General features: G+C 63.8%; 16 protein-coding genes. 4 read left to right on the top strand and 12 right to left on the bottom strand.

All coding sequences use genetic code 11. The features are described 5' to 3' along the window. Positions 1–268: 268 nt before the first annotated feature. Complete coding sequence (locus tag NCS58_RS00370; protein ID WP_061116605.1) at positions 269–1,945, bottom strand: GMC family oxidoreductase; 1,677 nt, start codon at positions 1,943–1,945, stop codon at positions 269–271. Between the two features lie 54 nt (positions 1,946–1,999). Continuing rightward, on the bottom strand, positions 2,000–3,523 hold the full coding sequence (locus NCS58_RS00375; protein ID WP_250537584.1) for a CoA-acylating methylmalonate-semialdehyde dehydrogenase: 1,524 nt from the start codon (positions 3,521–3,523) through the stop codon (positions 2,000–2,002). A gap of 105 nt (positions 3,524–3,628) precedes the next feature. On the opposite strand from NCS58_RS00375, the gene NCS58_RS00380 reads away from it, so the two are divergent. Beyond that, positions 3,629–4,531, top strand: a complete 903-nt coding sequence (locus NCS58_RS00380; protein ID WP_061116607.1) for a LysR family transcriptional regulator — start codon at positions 3,629–3,631, stop codon at positions 4,529–4,531. Positions 4,532–4,635: 104 nt separating this feature from the next. Continuing rightward, positions 4,636–5,166, top strand: coding sequence for a class IV adenylate cyclase (locus tag NCS58_RS00385; RefSeq protein WP_061116608.1), 531 nt, complete (start codon positions 4,636–4,638; stop codon positions 5,164–5,166). On the opposite strand, the gene NCS58_RS00390 is transcribed toward NCS58_RS00385, so the two are convergent. Continuing rightward, a complete protein-coding gene (locus NCS58_RS00390) occupies positions 5,124–5,627 on the bottom strand; it encodes an Lrp/AsnC family transcriptional regulator (protein ID WP_061116609.1) in 504 nt (167 codons plus the stop codon). The genes NCS58_RS00385 and NCS58_RS00390 overlap by 43 nt on opposite strands. 247 nt (positions 5,628–5,874) lie before the next feature. Beyond that, positions 5,875–6,105 carry a DUF3717 domain-containing protein gene (locus NCS58_RS00395; protein ID WP_061116914.1) on the bottom strand — a complete coding sequence of 77 codons (231 nt, stop codon included), beginning with the start codon at positions 6,103–6,105 and terminating at the stop codon, positions 5,875–5,877. A gap of 177 nt (positions 6,106–6,282) precedes the next feature. Here NCS58_RS00395 and NCS58_RS00400 point away from each other — a divergent pair, with 177 nt between their 5' ends. Both NCS58_RS00400 and NCS58_RS00405 read left to right on the top strand, forming a co-directional pair. Continuing rightward, on the top strand, positions 6,283–6,969 hold the full coding sequence (locus NCS58_RS00400; protein WP_014192702.1) for a response regulator transcription factor: 687 nt from the start codon (positions 6,283–6,285) through the stop codon (positions 6,967–6,969). Positions 6,970–7,049: 80 nt separating this feature from the next. Then, a complete protein-coding gene (locus NCS58_RS00405) occupies positions 7,050–8,504 on the top strand; it encodes a sensor histidine kinase (RefSeq protein ID WP_061116915.1) in 1,455 nt (484 codons plus the stop codon). A 54-nt stretch (positions 8,505–8,558) separates the two neighbouring features. On the opposite strand, the gene NCS58_RS00410 is transcribed toward NCS58_RS00405, so the two are convergent. From NCS58_RS00410 to NCS58_RS00445, 8 genes are all read right to left on the bottom strand, one after another. Next, positions 8,559–9,023: an SET domain-containing protein gene (locus tag NCS58_RS00410; protein ID WP_061116610.1), complete on the bottom strand. Its 465-nt coding sequence runs from the start codon at positions 9,021–9,023 to the stop codon at positions 8,559–8,561. Positions 9,024–9,204: 181 nt separating this feature from the next. Beyond that, on the bottom strand, positions 9,205–10,317 hold the full coding sequence (locus NCS58_RS00415; RefSeq protein ID WP_061116611.1) for an NADH:flavin oxidoreductase/NADH oxidase: 1,113 nt from the start codon (positions 10,315–10,317) through the stop codon (positions 9,205–9,207). 109 nt (positions 10,318–10,426) lie between these two features. After that, positions 10,427–11,152: a glutamine amidotransferase gene (locus NCS58_RS00420; protein ID WP_061116612.1), complete on the bottom strand. Its 726-nt coding sequence runs from the start codon at positions 11,150–11,152 to the stop codon at positions 10,427–10,429. A 133-nt stretch (positions 11,153–11,285) separates the two neighbouring features. After that, positions 11,286–11,930: a MarR family winged helix-turn-helix transcriptional regulator gene (locus NCS58_RS00425; RefSeq protein WP_061116613.1), complete on the bottom strand. Its 645-nt coding sequence runs from the start codon at positions 11,928–11,930 to the stop codon at positions 11,286–11,288. A gap of 730 nt (positions 11,931–12,660) precedes the next feature. Next, the gene (locus NCS58_RS00430) at positions 12,661–13,773 is read right to left on the bottom strand and encodes a YbdK family carboxylate-amine ligase (protein ID WP_061116614.1); all 1,113 of its coding nucleotides are present in this window, start codon (positions 13,771–13,773) and stop codon (positions 12,661–12,663) included. 42 nt (positions 13,774–13,815) lie between these two features. After that, positions 13,816–15,018, bottom strand: a complete 1,203-nt coding sequence (locus NCS58_RS00435) for a cation:proton antiporter (RefSeq protein WP_061116615.1) — start codon at positions 15,016–15,018, stop codon at positions 13,816–13,818. A gap of 820 nt (positions 15,019–15,838) precedes the next feature. Then, positions 15,839–17,641 carry a bifunctional tRNA (5-methylaminomethyl-2-thiouridine)(34)-methyltransferase MnmD/FAD-dependent 5-carboxymethylaminomethyl-2-thiouridine(34) oxidoreductase MnmC gene (gene mnmC, locus NCS58_RS00440; protein ID WP_250537585.1) on the bottom strand — a complete coding sequence of 601 codons (1,803 nt, stop codon included), beginning with the start codon at positions 17,639–17,641 and terminating at the stop codon, positions 15,839–15,841. Between the two features lie 18 nt (positions 17,642–17,659). Further along, on the bottom strand, positions 17,660–18,682 hold the full coding sequence (locus tag NCS58_RS00445) for a VTT domain-containing protein (protein WP_250490410.1): 1,023 nt from the start codon (positions 18,680–18,682) through the stop codon (positions 17,660–17,662). Between the last annotated feature and the right edge of the window lie 275 nt (positions 18,683–18,957).

The raw sequence follows: 18,957 nt of genomic DNA on the forward strand, positions 1-18,957 counted from the left end.
TGCATCGCTGTTGCGCCCGCACAAAGTGTGCACGAGGTATGCCGAGCATCACTAATTCCGGGGCCATTGTCGCGCCAATGATGCAGCGCAATCATTGGGATTTGCACTTACTAACGAATTGCTTGGAGTTTTACGCGTGCACGCATTAGGGGCACGGAGACTGCTTATGCGCTTTGCATATAAGCATTCCTCGGTGCGGCCTCATGCGCGCGCCAGTCACGCGTCATCCCGACGTCCCGGCATCTGACGCGCCCGTGTCACCGATCCGTCATGCAAGTGCGGTGGCGATCACTTCTTCCGCTTCGATGCCGCGCCTGTCCTCGCGGATCATCTCGCTCGCACGCTCGGCGATCATCAGGGTCGGCGAGTTCGTGTTGCCCGATGTGATGGTCGGCATCACCGATGCGTCGACCACGCGCAACCCGCGCACGCCGATCACGCGCAGGCGGCTGTCGACGACCGCGCCCGGATCGTTGTCCGTGCCCATGCGGCACGTGCCGACCGGATGGAAGATCGTCGTGCCGATCTTGCCCGCCGCTTCGACGAGTTCTTCCTGCGTCTGGAACTGGATGCCCGGAAGAATTTCCTTGGGCGCGTATTGCGCCAGCGCGGGCGCGCTCGCGATGCGTCGCGTGAGACGCAGCGAATTCGCGGCGACCTCGCGATCGCGGTCGGTGGACAGATAGTTCGGCGCGATCAGCGGCGCTGCGTGCGCATCCGGCGATTCGATATGCACGCTGCCGCGCGATGTGGGCCGCAAATTGCACACGGACGCGGTGAACGCATTGAACGAATGCAGCGGCTCGCCGAAACGTTCGAGCGACAAAGGCTGGACATGATATTGGACATCGGCGCGTGTGATCGACGCATCGTCGGGATTCGATTTGGCGAACGCGCCGAGTTGCGACGGCGCCATCGACATCGGCCCGCTTCGCATCACCGCGTATTGCATGCCGATAAAGAGCTTGCCCCACCAATGCGCCGACAGCGTATTGAGCGTGCGCACGCCATCGACCCTGTACGCCATGCGCAGTTGCAAGTGGTCCTGCAGATTTTCGCCGACACCGCGCAGGCTCTTCACGACATCGATGCCGAGGCGTTGCAGACGCGCGCCGTTGCCGATACCGGAGAGTTCGAGAATCTGCGGCGAATTCACCGCGCCCGCACTGAGAATTACCTCGATACGCGCACGCGCGAGGTAATCGACATCGCCGCCGCGATATTCCACTCCGATACAGCGCATGCCTTCGAACACGAGGCGTTGCGTATGCGCGCCGGTGATCGTCGTGAGGTTGGGGCGCTTCATCGCTTCACGCAGGAATGCTTTCGCCGCATTCCAGCGAATGCCGCCGCGCTGGTTCACTTCGAAATAGCCGACACCGGTGTTGTCGCCGCGGTTGAAATCGTCCGTCGCGGGAATGCCGCTTTGCTGCGCGGCCTGCGCGAAGGTTTCGAGAATCTTCCACTTCAGGCGCTGCTTCTCGACGCGCCATTCGCCGCCCGCGCCATGCCATGCATTGCCGCCGCCGTGATGATCCTCGCTGCGCATGAAAATGGGCAACACCGAATCCCACGACCAGTTCGGATCGCCGCTGATGTGCGCCCAGTCGTCGTAGTCCTCGCGCTGGCCGCGCATGTAGATCATGCCGTTGATAGAGGAGCATCCGCCGAGCACGCGCCCGCGTGGATACGAAAGCTTGCGGCCGTCGAGACCCGGTTCTGCCTGCGTCTTGTAGAGCCAGTCCGTGCGCGGATTGCCGATGCAATACAGATAGCCGACCGGAATGTGAATCCAGTGATAGTCGTCCTTGCCCCCTGCTTCGAGCAGCAGCACTTTCACGTTCGGATCTTCGGTGAGGCGATTTGCGAGCACGCAACCTGCCGTGCCCGCACCGACGATGATGTAGTCGAACTCGCCTTCCAGCTTGCGTGCGTTCTGCTTCATGACGTGTCTCCTGACTTTGCCGTCTTGCGCGGCTTCGATGATTCGATGATTCGATTACTTCGCTACCGGCATCGTGAATTCGGCGCCCTTCGCAATGCTGTCGGGCCAGCGCTGCATCACGCTCTTGTAGCGCGTATAGAAGCGCACGCCTTCTTCGCCGTATGCGTGGTGATCGCCGAAGAGCGAGCGCTTCCAGCCGCCGAACGAGTGCCACGCCATCGGCACCGGAATGGGCACGTTGATGCCGACCATGCCGACCTTGATCTGACGCGAGAACGCGCGCGCGACGCCGCCATCCGTTGTGTAGCAAGACACGCCGTTGGCGAACTCATGCTTGTTGATGAGCTCGACCGCGCTCGCGAAATCCGGCACGCGCACGACGCAGAGCACCGGTCCGAAGATCTCTTCCTTATAGATGCTGCTGTCCGTCTTCACGTTGTCGAACAGGGTGCCGCCGAGAAAGAAGCCGTTCTCGTGCCCTTCGACCTTGTGGCCGCGCCCATCGACGACGAGCGTCGCGCCCGACTTCACGCCCGCGTCGATGTAGCCTTCGACTTTCGCGCGATGCGCGCCCGTGACGAGCGGACCCATTTCGGCATCGCTTTCCATGCCGTTCTTGATCACGAGCGATTTCACGCGCGGCGTGAGGCGTTCGATCAGCTCATCGGCGATGTGACCCACCGCGACCGCAACCGAAATCGCCATGCAGCGCTCGCCCGCCGAACCATACGCCGCGCCGATCAGCGCATCGACCGCCTGATCGAGATCCGCATCGGGCATCACGACGAGATGGTTCTTTGCGCCGCCCAGCGCCTGCACGCGCTTGCCGTGCTTCGTGCCTTCAGTGTGGATGTATTCGGCGATCGGCGTCGAGCCGACGAACGACAGCGCTTCGATATCCCCATGCGCGAGCAATGCGTCGACAGCGGTTTTATCGCCGTGCACGACGTTGAACACGCCATCTGGCAAGCCGGCATCCGTCAGCAATTCCGCGAGACGAACCGATGCCGACGGATCGCGCTCCGATGGCTTCAACACGAAGGTATTGCCCGCCGCGATCGCGATGGGGAACATCCAGCACGGCACCATCATCGGGAAGTTGAAGGGCGTGATGCCCGCGACCACGCCGAGCGGCTGACGCAGGTTCCAGTTGTCGATACCGCCGCCGATCTGATCCGTGAAGTCGGTCTTGAGCAGATTGGGAATGCCGCACGCGAACTCGACGATCTCGATGCCGCGCATCACTTCGCCCTTGGCGTCGCTGAACACCTTGCCGTGCTCGCGCGTAATGATCTCGGCGAGTTCGTCGTGATGTTCGTCGAGCAGTTGCTTGAACTTGAAGAGCACGCGCGCACGCTTGATCGGCGCGGTTTCACTCCATTCGGGGAAAGCGGCTTTCGCGGCGGCTACGGCGGCATCCACTTCGAATGCGCCCGCCAGCGGCACGCGCGATGCGACGGCGCCCGTCGCCGGGTTGAACACGTCGCCGAAACGCTCGCTCGCGCCTTCGACCCGCTTGCCGCCGATGAAATGCGTCAACGCCGCGACGCGCGCTTCGCTTCGATGTGTCTCGCCCATGATGTCTCTCTTATATGTGTGAATAGCCCGAGCGTACTGCCGGATGCTTCCTCGAATCCAATGAGATATGTTCAACTGGGATATAAGAAGATTTAATATCAGGCGATGGACTACACCCTTTTGCGCGCCTTTCTCGCCGTCGCTCGTGAAGGCAATCTCACGCGCGCCGCGGCGCAATTGCATCTCACGCAGCCGGCTGTCAGTCTGCAGATCAAGAATCTGCAGGAGATGCTGGGCGTCGTGCTGTTCTCGCGGACGTCGCACGGTCTTCTGCTGACGCGCGACGGCGAAGCGCTTCTGCCGCACGCCGAACGTGCACTCACCGCCGCCGCCGACGTGCAGCGCGCCGCTGCTGCGCTGCGTCACGAAGTGAGCGGGACGCTTCGCATCGGCACGATTCTCGATCCCGAATTCCTGCGTCTCGGCGGCTTCCTGCGGCAACTGGTGGAGACGCATCCGCGTATCGAAACCTCGTTGCGGCACGGCATGTCGGGCTGGGTTCTGGAGCGCGTGAGGTCGCGCGATCTGGACGTCGGCTATTACATCGGCGATCCGGCCATCGACGGCACGCGCGACGGCGAGCGCTTCCACGTGGTCAGGCTCACGCCGTTTCTTTACCGCGTGCTCGCGCCGGCGGGCTGGCACAACCGCGTGAACAAGGGCAAGCGCAACTGGGCCGCGCTCGCCAAGCTGCCGTGGATCTGGACGCCCGCCGAGTCCGCCCACAACCGGCTGTTGTCGCGCATCTTCCGCGAGGCGGGCGCGATGCCGGTGATCGTCGCGGAAGTCGACCAGGAGCCGTCGATGCTCGATCTCGTCAAATCGGGCGTCGGCCTGTCACTCGTGCGGGATTCGATCGCGCTGGCGCAAGCGCATGCGCACGCGCTGACGATCGTCGAAGGCGTCACGGTGCCCACGCAGTTGTCTTTCGTCGCGCTGGCGGAGCGCCGCGAGGAACCGGCGATCGCCGCGGCGCTGCGGCTGATCGACGCGCAGTGGGCGGTTTGAGCCGACATCTCAGTGGAAATACGAGTCCGCGCGCGAGTGCATTCAAGCGACCTTCATCGATTGTTTGCTAGGCTCGTCCATCCAACCGTGTTCGAGGAGCCTTCATGGCACGCAACATCGAAATCAAGGCGCGCGCGCATCAGTTCGACCAGCTGCGCGAACGGGCGGCCGCGCTCGCCACCGAAGCGCCGCTGGTTTTCCGCCAGCAAGACTTCTTCTACGACGTGCCGACCGGACGCCTCAAGCTGCGCCAGTTCGACGACGGCACGCCGTCCGAGCTGATCTTTTATCAGCGCGACGACCGCGACGGCCCGAAAGTCTCGTATTACTCGCGCAGCCCGGTCACGAATCCCGAAGCGATGCACGCGCTGCTCGCCCAGGCGCTGACGACGCGCGGCATCGTCTCGAAGGAGCGGCACGTGTATCTCGTCGGACGCACGCGCATTCATCTGGACCGCGTGGACGGCCTGGGCGATTTCATCGAGCTGGAAGTGCTCCTCGGCCAGGACGACGACGAAGCCGGCGGCGAACAGGAAGCGCACGCGATGTTCGCGCGCCTGGGCGTTGCGCAGACGGACCTCGTGCCGCTCGCTTACGTGGATCTGCTGAGCCCCGAGTCATCGCTCGCCAGATGAGAGAGCGGCAGCGGGCCGTTGCGCTTGAACGTCGTGAGCACGATGTTCGAGCGCACGCTGTCGACGCCCGGCACGCGCATCAGCTTTTTCATCACGAAACCTGACAGCGCGTTCAAATCCGGCGCGACGATGCGCAGCAGATAGTCGGCGTCGCCCACGGTCGCGTGGCATTCGAGCACTTCGGGCAGCATCTCGATCTGCTGCTGAAACTGCTCGATGATCGAATCGCCGTGATGCTTAAGCTTCAGGCTCGTGAACGCCGTTACGCCCAGGCCGAGCTTCTCCGGCCGCAGGACCACGCGATACCCTTCGATCACCCCCGTCGATTCCAGCCGCTGCAGCCGCCGCCCGATCTGCGACGGCGAAAGCGGCACTTGCTCGCCCAGTTGCTGATGCGTGGCGCGCCCGAACCGTTGAAGCACGTCGAGCAGGGCGAGGTCGAAATGGTCGAGTTCGAGCATGAGGCGGATGTGCGCTGTGGCGTGGATGAATGCGACTTTATCGCACTGATGACCAGAAGCTCACAAACCTTTGCGCGAAAGGGCCGTTCAGCGCGTATTTGACGAATTGCTTACGGCGGCAAACAAAGTAACGCGCGTGTTACCAATCATGACATCGCGAAAGGCGAAAATCGCGCGAAATTCCGCGAAAACGGGAAAAACGAAAGCGTTAGAACAGGAAAAAGAAAGCTATGACGTCAGCTAGCTTTCAGTCTTGGATACCATTTCTGAATTGCTCGTAAGCTTCCCACGCGGCGCGCGCGTCGTCGTCCAGTTGCTCGGGTGGCACGCCGGACTGACGCTGTACAATCAGCAGCGCATAGGGCCTGGACAACGCGCTCGCCTCCTTGCAAAGGCTGAGTTCGTCGCCGCTAGACGGAGAGCGGCCGCGCCAGTAGTTGATCGCGGCTTCGAGTTCGTTGATCGAGATGACAGCCATGTCCGGGCAGAAACACTTTCGGTGTACGGCGGCTCGCGCCTTCCGGGATACGGTCGCGCGACGCCGCATGAGATATGAGATGTAAACCGCTCGAGCCCGCGCCGCCCCGTCGTGCATGTGAGCATGTCACCGACCGCCCCGCCCGCTTGAACTCAACCATTGTACTTGAGCGACTCCATGCGAATCCTTCTGATCGAAGACGACCGCCCCATCGCGCGCGGTATTCAAAGCAGCCTCGAACAATCCGGCTTCACGGTCGACATGGTCCACGACGGCATCTTCGCCGAGCAGGCGCTCGCGCAGAACCGCCATGAACTCGTCATTCTCGATCTGGGCTTGCCCGGCATCGACGGCATGACGCTGCTCTCGCGTTTTCGCCAGAGCAACCGCCATACGCCGGTGATCATTCTCACCGCGCGCGACGAGCTGCACGACCGCGTGCAAGGCCTGAACAGCGGCGCCGACGACTACATGCTGAAACCCTTCGAGCCGCAGGAACTCGAAGCGCGCATTCGCGCGGTGATGCGCCGCAGCGGCCCGCACGGCGACGTGCCGCGCCCCGAAGTGTCGCTGGGCGGCCTGCGGCTGTCGGGGGTCGATCGTCGCATCTTCAACGACGAACGTCCGCTCGAACTCTCGCCGCGTGAATTCGCCGTGCTCGAAATGCTGCTGCTGCGCCACGGGCGCGTCGTGAGCAAGGCGCAGTTGCAGGATCACCTGACCCACTTCGGCGGCGATCTCGGCGATACGGCGATCGAAGTGTATGTGCACCGCGTGCGCAAGAAACTCGAAAACACGCGCGTCGAGATCGTGACGGTGCGGGGCTTCGGCTATCTGCTTCAGGAGATCCGGCAAGCGGCTTAATGCTTCTGCCGTAGACCGCCTTGCGATTTCCCACCCGCCGCGCGAGCGATCAGCGTTTCGCCCGCGAAGACTGGCTCGATCTGGCTCGATCGACAGCCACCAGGACGCCAGCGCCCCCGAGCCTGCGGCGCACGCTGCTGCGCCGCCTCGCGGCGCCGCTGTCCCTGCTCGCGCTGATGAGCGGCCTCATGGCGTACTGGCTCGCCTGGCAGTACACGCAGCACGTCGTCGACCGCTCGCTCGCGGATCTCGCCACCGCCATTTCCAAGCAGATCCAGCTCGCGGGCGTCGATGCGCCCGTCACCGTCCCGCCGCTCGCGCAGGCGATGTTCTCCGATCCTGTCGAGCAGCTCATCTACCGCATCAGCACGGGCGATGAGGAAATCGCCGGCGAGCCCGATCTGCCGCTCACCGGTACCAACGTGCGGCGCATCCACTACGCGTATGTCTTCGAGACGCACTTCCAGGGCGTCTCCGTGCGCGCGGCGCAAGTGCGCGTGCCGCAGCCGACCGGCAATCCGATCGTCGTCGAAGTGGCGCAGCGGGTCGGCTCGCGGTATCGGATCGCCGTGGAGTTTCTCATCGCGATCATGATGCCGCTCGCGCTGCTGCTGCTCGCGGGCTGGGTGATCGTGTGGCGCGTCGTGAATCAGCAATTGAACCCGCTCACCGATCTCGCCGACGCGCTCAACCAGCAGACGCACATCTCGCTCGAGCCCGTCGACGAGACTTATGTTCCCAGCGAAATCCGCCCGCTCACGAGCGCGATGAACGCCTTGCTCGTGCGCCTGCAGAGCGCGCTCGATGCGCAGCGCAAGTTCATCGCCGATGCCGCGCATCAACTGCGCACGCCGCTGACCGCGGTCAAGCTGCACGCGGAGCAGGCGCTCAGTTCGCGCGATCCCGACAAAGCGATCGAGGCGGTGAAGGAGTTGCGTGCATCGGCGGATCGCGCGGTGCGGCTTTCGAATCAACTGCTCTCTCTCGCGCGCGCCGAGCCGGGCGAACAGGCGGCGCGTTTCGCCGATTTCGACATCGCCGCGCTCGCCTTCGAAACCGGCGCGGAGTGGGTGCCGCGTGCGCTCGCCGCGCACGTCGATCTCGGCTTTCAGCGTCTCGACGACCCCGAGAACGAGCATCCGCTGATCGTGCGCGGCAACGTCGTGCTCGCCCGCGAAGTCCTGGCAAATCTGATCGACAACGCGCTCAAGTACATTCCGCCGTTTCGCATCGAAGGCGCGCGTATCACCATGACGGTCACGGAATGGCGCGACGCGAATGGCCGCCGCTTCGGCGAAGTCATCGTGGAGGACAACGGCCCGGGCGTGCCGCCGGATCAGCAGCCGGATCTCTTCAAGCGCTTCTTCCGCGGCGACGGACAAAGCGTGGAAGGCGGCGCGGGACTCGGGCTCGCGATCGTTCACGACATCATGGTGCTGCACGGCGGCACCGTGCACTACGAGGACGCGCCCGAAGGCGGCGCGCGCTTCATCGTGCGCATGCCGCTCAAGGAAGAGAAGCCGGCGGCGGAATAAAAAAGAGCCACGCGCTTGCGTGGCTCTTTCGCATCGACTCGACGCGCGCGCGACCTACTTTTTCTTCTTCTCCTTCTTCACCGCGAGCATCGTGCCGCGGCATTTCCTTGCGCCGCATCGGCACTCGTATTCCTGCTTGAGCTTCTTCGTGATGCGGCCGTCGATGACGAGCCCGTAGTCGTAGTTCAGCTCTTCATCCGGCTCGATGTCGCGCAACGCGTGAATGAACACGCGCCCTTCGACTTCCTCGGCCTCGCAATTCGGCGCGCACGAATGGTTGATGTACTTCGCGCTGTTCCCCTCGATCTTGCCGTCGATCACGCGGCCGTCGTCGAGTGCGAAGTAGAACGTGTGGTTCGGCTCTTCGGGGTTGTGCGGATGGCGGCGCAGCGCTTCCTTCCATGAAATGCGCTCGCCCTTGTATTCCATCACCTGCTCGCCCGCGGCAATCCGCTTCACGGCAAACACGCCCTTGCCATGCACGCCGGAGCGGCGAACGGTGACCCTGCGTGAACTCATCGAACGAATCCTTAAATAACGCTTCGCTCCCGCGCGATCGGGATGAACATCGGGATGAAAAAAAACGCGGTGGCCTCAAAAGGCGCCGCGTTCGCTCGGTTGAACGCTCGCGCTCAACAGACCGGTATCCTACACTCCCGGCGCGCGAATGCTCAACCGTCTGGACGATGTTCGAAACTTTTCAGCGTTGCCCGATGGTGATCTCGCCGAAGAGATTCTTCTGTTCGCGCGGCTGGGAGCGCCAGTACTGCGGCGGCGCGGTGACGGTTGCGCCGAGCTCGGCGGCGGCGTGCCACGGCCAGCGCGGATCGTAGAGCATCGCGCGCGCCATTGCGACGTAATCGGCCTTGCCGCTCCTGACGATTTCTTCCGCTTCCTTTGCCTCGGTGATCAGCCCGACGGCCACGGTGTTCACGCCCGTCGCTTCCTTCACGGCCTGCGCGAACGGCACCTGATAGCCCGACGACAACGGAATCTTCTGCAACGGCGAGACCCCGCCCGACGACACATCGACCCAGTCCACGCCGCGCTTTTTCAGCTCCGACGCGAACGCGATCGTATCCTCGATGCTCCATCCGCCTTCGACCCAATCGGTCGCGGAGACGCGCACGCCGACCGGCTTGTCGGCGGGAAACGCAGCGCGCACGGCGTCGAAGATCTCGAGCGGATACCGCATGCGGTTCTCGAGCGAGCCGCCGTATTCGTCGGTGCGCTGATTGGCGAGCGGCGACAGGAACTGATGCAGCAGGTAGCCATGCGCGCAGTGCACTTCGATGCCGTCGATGCCGAGCCGCGCCGCACGCTTCGCCGATGCGACGAACGCCTCCTTCACGCGGATGAGGCCAGCGGCGTCGAGCGCGAGCGGCGGGGTCTCTTCAGGCTTGTGCGCAATGGCGGATGGCGCAAAGGTCATCCAGCCGCCATCGGCGACGGAGATCAGCTGCCCGCCTTCCCACGGCTTGCGGCTCGATGCCTTGCGGCCCGCGTGCGATAGCTGCATCGTCACCGCGATCTTCGAATACTGGCGGATCGCGGCAAGCACCGGACGCAGCGCGGCCTCGGTGACGTCGTCCCAAAGACCGAGATCACCCGGCGTGATGCGGCCGTCCGGCTCGACGGCGGTCGCCTCGATGAACAGCATGCCCGCGCCGGACAACGCGAGGTGGCCCAGATGGATCATGTGCCATGCCGTAGCCTCGCCGCGCTCGGCGGAGTATTGACACATCGGCGAGACGAAAATGCGGTTCGGGAGCTGGAGGCTGCGGAGGGTCGTGGGAGTGAACAGCGCGCTCATGGCGTGGCTCGTCGCTAGAAAGGAGCGATCGAGAATAGCACCGCGATTTCTTTCGTGCAGGGACGCGCACCGCGCGAGACGCGGCGCGATGATTCATACCATCACACGTTCAGCGCGCGTCCACCACGGCGAAGCGGTCGAGCCATTCGCCGAACATCGCGCGAGCGGCGCGTTCGAGTTTCGCGCCATGACGCGCGGTGTCCTCGCGCAGTGAGGCGACCGTCGCGCCGCTGCGCGCGATATCGCCCGGGTACGTGACGAGCCAGCTCTCGAAGCGCTCCACGAGCACTTCGGGATGACACTGCAGCGCGAGAACGTGCTCGCCCCAGGAAAATGCCTGATGCGCGCAGAGATCGGTGGATGCGAGGAGCGTCGCGTCCTTGGGGAGATCGAAGGTATCGCCGTGCCAGTGAAAGACCGGAACGGGCGCGCCGTCGGCTTCGAGATGCCGCAGCGCGGACGCGCGTCCCGCGCCGGTCAGCTCGAGCGGCGACCAGCCGAGCTCCAGCTTGCCCGACGGATACACACGCGCACCGAGCGCCCGCGCGATCAGTTGCGAGCCGAGGCAGATGCCGATCGTCGGCAAGCCCGCCGCGATGCGCTTTTCGAGCATCGAAAGCAGCGGCGCGAGATGCGGATAATGCGCGTCGTCGCAAGCGCCGATCGGTCCGCCGAGCACGACGAGCAACGAAGGATCGAGCGGATTGGGCGCGTCGATACGGCCGCGTCCGACGTCCAGATAGCGCACGAGATGGCCGCGATCGCCGAGCACGTGTTCGAGGCTGCCCAGATCTTCGAAATAGACGTGGCGAATCGCCAGGACTTCATGTTTCATCGGCGGCTTTCTCGGGACGGAGTAGTGACGAGCCGGGCCTCGCGGCGAGGCGCGACGGGCACAGTCTAACCGACTCGCCGCGGCCTCACAGCGCCGGATGCCGCCAGATGGCTTTTTACCCGCGCAGCCTGATTCAGGCGACTTGGGCGAAGACCTTCCAGCTCTTCTTCTGCGTGGCGACGTCGGCTTCTTCGTATACCGAACAGTCGAGACGCAGATCCGTGTCCGCCATGTCGATCTGCAGAAGCGCGCAGTGATGCGGCGTCTTCTTCGGATTCTTGCTCGCCTCGAAGTGCGAGCAGGAGAGACACATGCGGTGCGCCGGAATCTGCTGCTGCGATTCGAGCTGACGGATTGTCTTGAGCAGCGTGCGATAGAACGCCACCTGCTCGTCCTCGCGCAGCGTGCCGACCGCCTTCGCGAGGAAGTCCGGCCATTGCAGTGCCTTCTTCGCAGCCGTGCGGCCACGCGCGGTCAGACGCACCGCGAGCGCGCGGCCGTCGTCGAGCGCGCGGCGCTTTTCGACGAGACCCTTGCCTTCGAGCGTGCTCACCGCATCGCTCGTCGTGGCGGCGGTCAGCGCCGTTTCACGTGCGATCTCGCCGAGGCGCATCGGCCCCTTGCGCTGCATCAGCAGAACGAGAATTTCACCCTGGGTCGGCGTCAGCCCCGCGCCTTCCGCCCATTCCCATGCCTGGCTGCGCATCGCGGTGCTCAGCCTCAGCAGGCCGTGGGTCACCCGCCCCGTCGCCTGCTCTCCGTAAACGCCTTCACTCATAGTCTTTCGCTTGTTGTTCCGCTTATGTGTTCTGACGGCACGTTCGCGGCAACCACCGCGAACACCTCGTTCGAAACGCCGCCCGCAGAAAGTACTCCGAACCCCTTGCGAACTGCCCTTCGTTCCAGGTCCCCGCCGTCTCAAAATTCAGGCGTGCCAAGCCAATTAGCGGTGCCTGAATGGGGACGTTGCAACCCTCTTCGTTATGCGCCGTCTTATGGTCCTGCTCGTGGCGCTGTTTTCTTGCCGACTATAACGCCATGCCAGCAAAGTCGCCATTCTAAGCGACATAGAACAAACGTACACCTTAATTATCCACGCAGAACTGTGGATAACCCGTGGAAAAGAGTCTTCTTTGATGTGGGCGTATTCTTGACAACACTTCCCCTCGCGTTGGACACCTTTCCGTTGTCCAGAATTCCTCGTCGCGACGCCACGCGGGGGCCGCATGGTTATCATCGCGCTAGCTCGTTGACTCTGCACCTCTTTTTGACGTTTTCCACAGCGTCGGGGAAGACTTGTTAACTACTATTACGGATGTATACGGATTTCTTGAAGTAAACCTTAGCGTCGCTGAATCGGTTTTTCTTCCAACGTTGCCGCGAGCGCTTTATGCACATTGCTCGTCATGCACATGTTTCATACGGCCCAAAGATAAAGGCCGCTTCGTAAGCTACTCGAAGCGGCCTTTCGTCATGATTCGCCGATTCGCGTCGGCGTAAGCGCAGCGTTATCGGCGCCACTGCAGGCATTGCTGCCTGACCGCCTCGTGCAGCGATTTTTCCTTGTCCACCACGCCGCGTAGCCAGGTCGCGTCGTTGACGCCGCGCGCGATATCGGCCACCTCCGCGAGCGCGGCCTGTGAGCCGAGCGCTTCGGCATGCGGAGCGAGCACGTCGAGCGTCGCGAGAATGTCCTCGCCGATGGTGCGCCGCTCGCCCGTCTGCGGATGGATGCACGTGCCTTCCAGTCCGAAGCGGCACGCCTCGAAGCGGTTGAACGTGTAGACCAGATAGTCGTCCTCGCGCGGCGTCAGCGGTTTGTCGAGCAGCAGATAGCGCGACAGCGTCTGGATGTAGCAGGCGATCGCGGCCGCCCTGTCGACGGAAAGCGGCGTGTCCATCACGCGCACTTCGATCGTTCCGAAGCCGGGCTTCGGCCGGATGTCCCAGTAGAAGTCCTTCATGCTGTTGACGACGCCCGTATTGACCATCTTCGAGAAGTACTCCTCGAAGCCGTCCCAGGTCAGCACGAAGGGCGCGCGCCCCGACAGCGGAAACGCGAACACCGAGTTCAGACGCGCCGAGTGGAACCCCGTGTCGACACCCTGGATGTATGGCGACGACGCTGAAAGCGCGATGAAATGCGGGATGTAGCGAGACATCGAGTGCAGCAGGAAGAGCGCGCTGTTCGGATCGGGACAACCGATGTGGACGTGCTGGCCGAACACCGTGAACTGCTTGGCGAGGTATCCGTACAGTTCGGAGATGTACTGGAAGCGCGGCGCGTCGTAGATCTGACGATCGCTCCATTGCTGGAACGCGTGCGTGCCGCCGCCCGCGAGCCCGACGTTGAGTTGATCCGCCGCGGCGACGAGCGTATCGCGGATCTTGCGAAGGTCCGTGACGGCCTGCTCGTGCGTCGTGCAGATACCGGTCGAGAGCTCGATCATGCTTTCGGTGATTTCAGGCGTGATGTTGCCCGGAATTTTTTCGTCCTTGATGAGACGCATGAGGTCCGACGCGGCGCGGGTCAGATCGTAGTCGTGCGTGTTGACGACCTGGATCTCCAGCTCGACGCCGAACGTGAACGGTTCGGAGTTGATGAAAGGTTCGAGTGCCATGGCGCCTCTTGAATAATCAATGCATGAGTCAAGCGGGCGCGATCACTCGCGCCGCTCGCCGACTGCCGACAGGCTGCGGTAGACCACGAAGGGCGAGACTATCTGCAGCACGACGATCGAGCACATGATGATCGCGCGCAGCGTCGGGTCGTAGTCCGGATAGAGGACGTACATGTCGTCGACGAGCACGTACGCCAGCGCCGACATCGGCGTCAGCGCGACGCCGAGCGCCGCGCCCTGCTTCCAGTCGAGCCCGCTCGGCTTCGCGAAAATCAGCACGCCGACGAGCTTGCCGACGAAACGCGCAACGATCAGCCCGAGCGCCGCGACGCCGCCGAGCGCGATATCGCGCCAGTGAAACGGCGTGAGCGTCAGCGCAAAAAGAATCACGGTCAGGAGCCATCCGGCGGAGCCGAAGTGCGACGGCCAGAGTTGCGGACGTTCGTCGGCGTTTTTCACGATGATGCCCGCGGCGAGCAGCGCGAGAATCGTCGACAGCTTGAAGATATGCGCGACCGCGATCGCCAGCAGCACGAGCCCGAAGAGCGCGACGAACGAATGCTCGTCGTTCGCGGGCAGGCGCCGCACCAGGAGATTGCAGGCGCGCGCGAGCAGGAACGCGAGCACGAGCGAGCCGATCAGCAGATAGAGCGGCTGCAGGATCGTCGCGAGCGCGTTGCCGTAGATTTCCTGATGCAGCACGCCCGCCGCGAGCTTCTCGACGATCACCGCATACATGCTGTTGAGCGCGGTCAGCGTCAGCAGACGTTGCGTGACCTGGCCTTCCGCGCGCAGTTCGGTCTTCAACTGGATGACCATCGCGGGCGACGTCGCCATCGCGATGGCCGCGATCACGACCGAGGGCATCGTCGGCACGTTGAGCAATGTCAGCGCGATCAGCACGAGGCCGAACGTGAGCGTCGATTCGGCGATGCTCGACAAGATCAGATACGGATTGCGACGGATCCAGCGCAGATCGAGCCGCCCACCCAATTCGAAGAGCAGCAGCCCGAGCGCGACATCGAGCAGCGGCCGCGACAGGCCGGCCGCGCTTGCGTCGATCACACCGAGACCCGCGTTACCGGCGATCAGCCCGATCACCGCGAACCCGGTGATGCGCGGCAAGCGCCACGCGCGCCATAACAGCTCGCCGGCGAGCCCGGCCGTAATGAGCGCGAGACCGGCCCAGAAAATGGCGTCGGGTTCGAGCGGCCAGACGGGCAAAAATGAAAATGCCGAATTCATCGTATTGGCTTCTCCTTCGTTGCTGCAGCAGAGCGTGCACGTTCCGTTGCGTGACTCGCATCGACGGCGCGCGCTCGCGGGCGAGGCGCATCGGGCCCGCTATGCGAGCGTTGGTTCATTCAGGCGAAACGAAATGCGAACGAACACGGCGTCACGTCAGGACGTGCACGGATTAGACGACGCGTTCGGCTAGCTGCGATGCGCCCTGCATGCCCTCGATGTCGCACCGGAGAACTCGGATCCGTGTGACATGGGTAACGCATGCGGCGCCCGCTCGAATGCCGGGCCGAACACAGCAAACGACGGCGCGGCTTCGTTGATCAGATTCTTGGCTCGCAACCATCGTTCCATTGAAGCGGTCGCCGTCCGAACGGCGCGACGCAGGAAGAAGCGCGATTGTGCCATACCTCCGTTGCCCTGACAGAAAGTCCAAGCTCCTGATTCTTATGAAGTAAAAGCGACTGCCGGGCTCGAAGCAGGATGGAAAGGCTGACCGCTCGCCGTTATCGGGACGTTCGGATTTCTGGTTTACGCCTGACCGATGGCTTTGTCTTCAGGTGTTTACAGGTTTACTGTATATAAACGTAGTAGTAGTTAACAAGAGGCTGCGTCTTCTGTGGATAACCCATCTTTCGTCTTTACATTCAATCATTTGGATAAAGCAGAAGCGGGTCGTAAACATGTTGGCGCGGCGCGGCCAACCCGGAACAACTTTGGCGCGCGTAAACCGGAAGTCCAGGTTGTCCCGTTTACGTGCACATCGCGTTCACACGACTTCCACCTGCAATTAGACGGGTTATCCACAACGTGCCGGGGACAACTATGTCGAGCCGATTTCTCCATGACGGAGCACTCTGAGCAAAAAGCGGGCTGGGTCGATGGCGTCGGCGAGTTCGCGCTCGATGAGCCACGGTTCTCCTTCAATCTGCGACGCGATCAGCTCGGCCGCGAGCGTCGCCCAGACGAGCCCGCGCGAGCCGAATGCGAATGCGCCGTAAAGACCGGGCATGCGCGGCAGATCGAGCGGCCACGCGCCCGAGAGTTGAGGCGCATCGCGGCGCGCGGCGCTTTCGTCGGCAAGCTGGCCGATCATCGGCAGGCGGTCGCTCGTCACGCAGCGGAACGCGACGCGCCCCGCGCGGATTTGCTTCGGCGCGAGCGCTAGATCCGGCAACATCCCCGCGACGCGCTCGATGTTCTCCAGATGCCCGGCTTCGCGAATATCGCGGTCGGGATCGTCGATGTCATAGGTCGCGCCGATGAGCGCGCCGTCCGCGCCGAGCGGCACCGCGTAGCCTTCGCCGATAACCGGCGCACGCAGGGCATCGAGCGCGGATGAATCGAGCACGGTGAGCTGGCCGCGCACGCTGCGTGTCGGCGCGCCATACAGACCGGCGAGCCGCGCGGCATCGTGAGCGTTGGCGAGCACCATCACCGGCGCGCTCGCGATCTCGCCGCCGCTCGTATCGAACGCGCTCCAGATGCGGCCATCGTGCGCGATGCGCGTTACGTCGGTTTCCATGCGCAGCGTGATCCGGGCAGCGGCGTCGGCGAGTTGCGCTGTGCAAACGGCCGCAGGCGAGATCGCACCGCCGCGCGGAAAGAACCAGCCGCCGCGCGCGACATCGACGCCCGCGATGCGCGATGCATCGGCGCGCGTCATCGGCTGCACGTATTCAGATGGATACGCGAAGCGCGCGATGGCGGCGGCGAGCGTAGCGGCGTCTTCGGGCGTGTCGGCGATCTGTAGCAAACCCGCGGGGCTGCGCAGCAAGTCGTGATGTGCGTCTTCGAGCGCCTGCCATCGGCGCAATGCGTAGAGAAAGCCCGCGCGCGTGAGGCGGGCGGCGACACTGTCGTCGCGCCAGACGATAGGATGAAACACGCCCGCCGGATTGCCCGATGCATCGCGCGCGGGCAACGCGTGACGATCGATCAGCGTGACGTGCCAGCCGCGCCCGGCGAGCCGCGCGCTCACGGCACAGCCCGCGAGTCCCGCGCCGATGACGACGGCCTCGCGCGCGCTCGCAGCGCAAGGAAGCGGCGGTTCGTGGCGGCGCACGCGCCAGCGCGGCGCGAAGCGTGCGACGAGCCGTGCGTCCGCCGCCGCCGACGAGCACTCGAAGCCCGACGATTCCAGCGCGCGGCGCATCGGCAAATGAAGCGGCCCGGATGCGTTCGCGCAGACTGTCGCACCGTCGCCGGCAAAGCGCGCGAGCGATTTGCATAGGGCGCGTGGATCGTCGGTCGCTTCGAGATGGAAGGCATCGGCGCGTAGCCAGAGTTTCGACAGCATCGCCTGCGCGTCGTCGCCAATGGCGAGCGTGAGCACCACGCGTCCTTCGTCGAACTCCAGCCGATGCATGCCTGCCACGCGCATCGGCCACGCGCGTGCAAGCTCGGCCGCGAGCGGCGATGCGTCATCGGTCGATGGTGGATCGTCCAGCGCCTTTAGCGTCGCAATCGCCACGACGTGCAGCCGGTCGCAACGCTCTTCGTCGTCGCGCCAGCGCTGCCAGAGCGGGAGGAAGGCGCTGAATGTCATATCGACGAAGGTGAAGACGCGCGTGCGCCGCCAGCGCGCGGGAAGATCGTGCGGCGCGAAAAACAGAGATTCGGTCATGCGACAGGGGAAGACACGTCAAGCGGAAGACGACTTGGCCAAGGTCCGCGCGGCGCCGTTCGGGGCGTCTTCGATCGTCAGCGGCTCGAGCGCGTAGCCCGCCGCGCGCCATGCCGCGAGGCCGCCGAGCAGCGGCGCGACATCGGTGAAGCCGTGCGCGGCGAGTTCCTTGGCGGCGAGCGCGGCGGACACTTCGCTCGGGCAGTCGCAGTACGTCACGAGCTTGCGGTCGCGGGCGATACCGGCGAGCTGCGATGCGGCGTCGTCGTGCAGGAGCAGCGCGCCGGGAATGGCGAACGGATCCATCGCGCGGCGCTCGCGGCGGCGCACGTCGATGACGAGCGGCGGCGGTTCCCCATCGAGCAGCGCGCGCAGCATCGCGATATCGATGCGCGCCATGCGCAGCCTCCGCAACAGCGATACGCGCTGCCACCAGCGCATGGCGAGATAGAGCGCGAGCGCGATGATCGCAAGCACGACCACGCCGCGCCCGAACAGGTCGAGCCAGGCGAGCATGCGATCGACGAGATCGGCGAACATCGCGCCGAACGCGACGCCGATGCCGGACCACAACAATGCGCCGAGCGCGTCATACAAGAGAAAGCTGCCGAAGCCGATGCCGGTCGCGCCCGCGACGGGTATCGCGAGCGTCGACAGGCCGGGGATGAATTTGGACAGGGCGAGAATGCGCACGCCGAAGCGCCCGAAGAAGTCGAGGCTGCGGTTCACGCAGGTATCGCGCGAGATCGAGATCTTGCACATGAAGGCAAGCACGCGGCTGCCGTAGCGACGCCCGAGCCAGAACCAGAGCGTGTCGCCGATGAGCGCGGCCATGCTGGCCGTGACGACGATCGCCAAGAGCGGTCCCCATGCAGCCGACGGAAAGCCCGACGGCACGCCCGTTGCGAAGCTCGCGGAGACCGTGATCGCACCCGTCAGAATCAATGTGGGCAAGGCTGGGAGCGGCAAGCCGAGGCATTCGAGCAGAACGTTGGCAAAAACCAACGGCAGGCCGTATTCGATGATCAGCTCGCGTAGCATGGATCGGACCCAGTTGTTCTGCGCCAAAAAAACCGCCGCGAGCCTCAAAAATATAAGGGTAAATCTTTGAAACCCTTATCCTGATTGGGTTTGCGCTGCGCTATCATACCAAGCGCCGCGTATAGAGGCGGCGTGAAGGCGACGAAGTGAAGCAATGCCGTTGAGATGGCGCGTAACACCGCGGATTTCCCGGTCGGCCGCGCCAGAAGGCCGTCGCTACTCGACTGCACGGCTTGCGCACGTATAATCGGCGCGTTCGCGCTGTTCGTGTCAAC

Origin of the sequence: Caballeronia sp. INML3B (assembly GCF_023631305.1) — a bacterium.
Taxonomy (GTDB): Bacteria; Pseudomonadota; Gammaproteobacteria; order Burkholderiales; family Burkholderiaceae; genus Caballeronia; species Caballeronia turbans.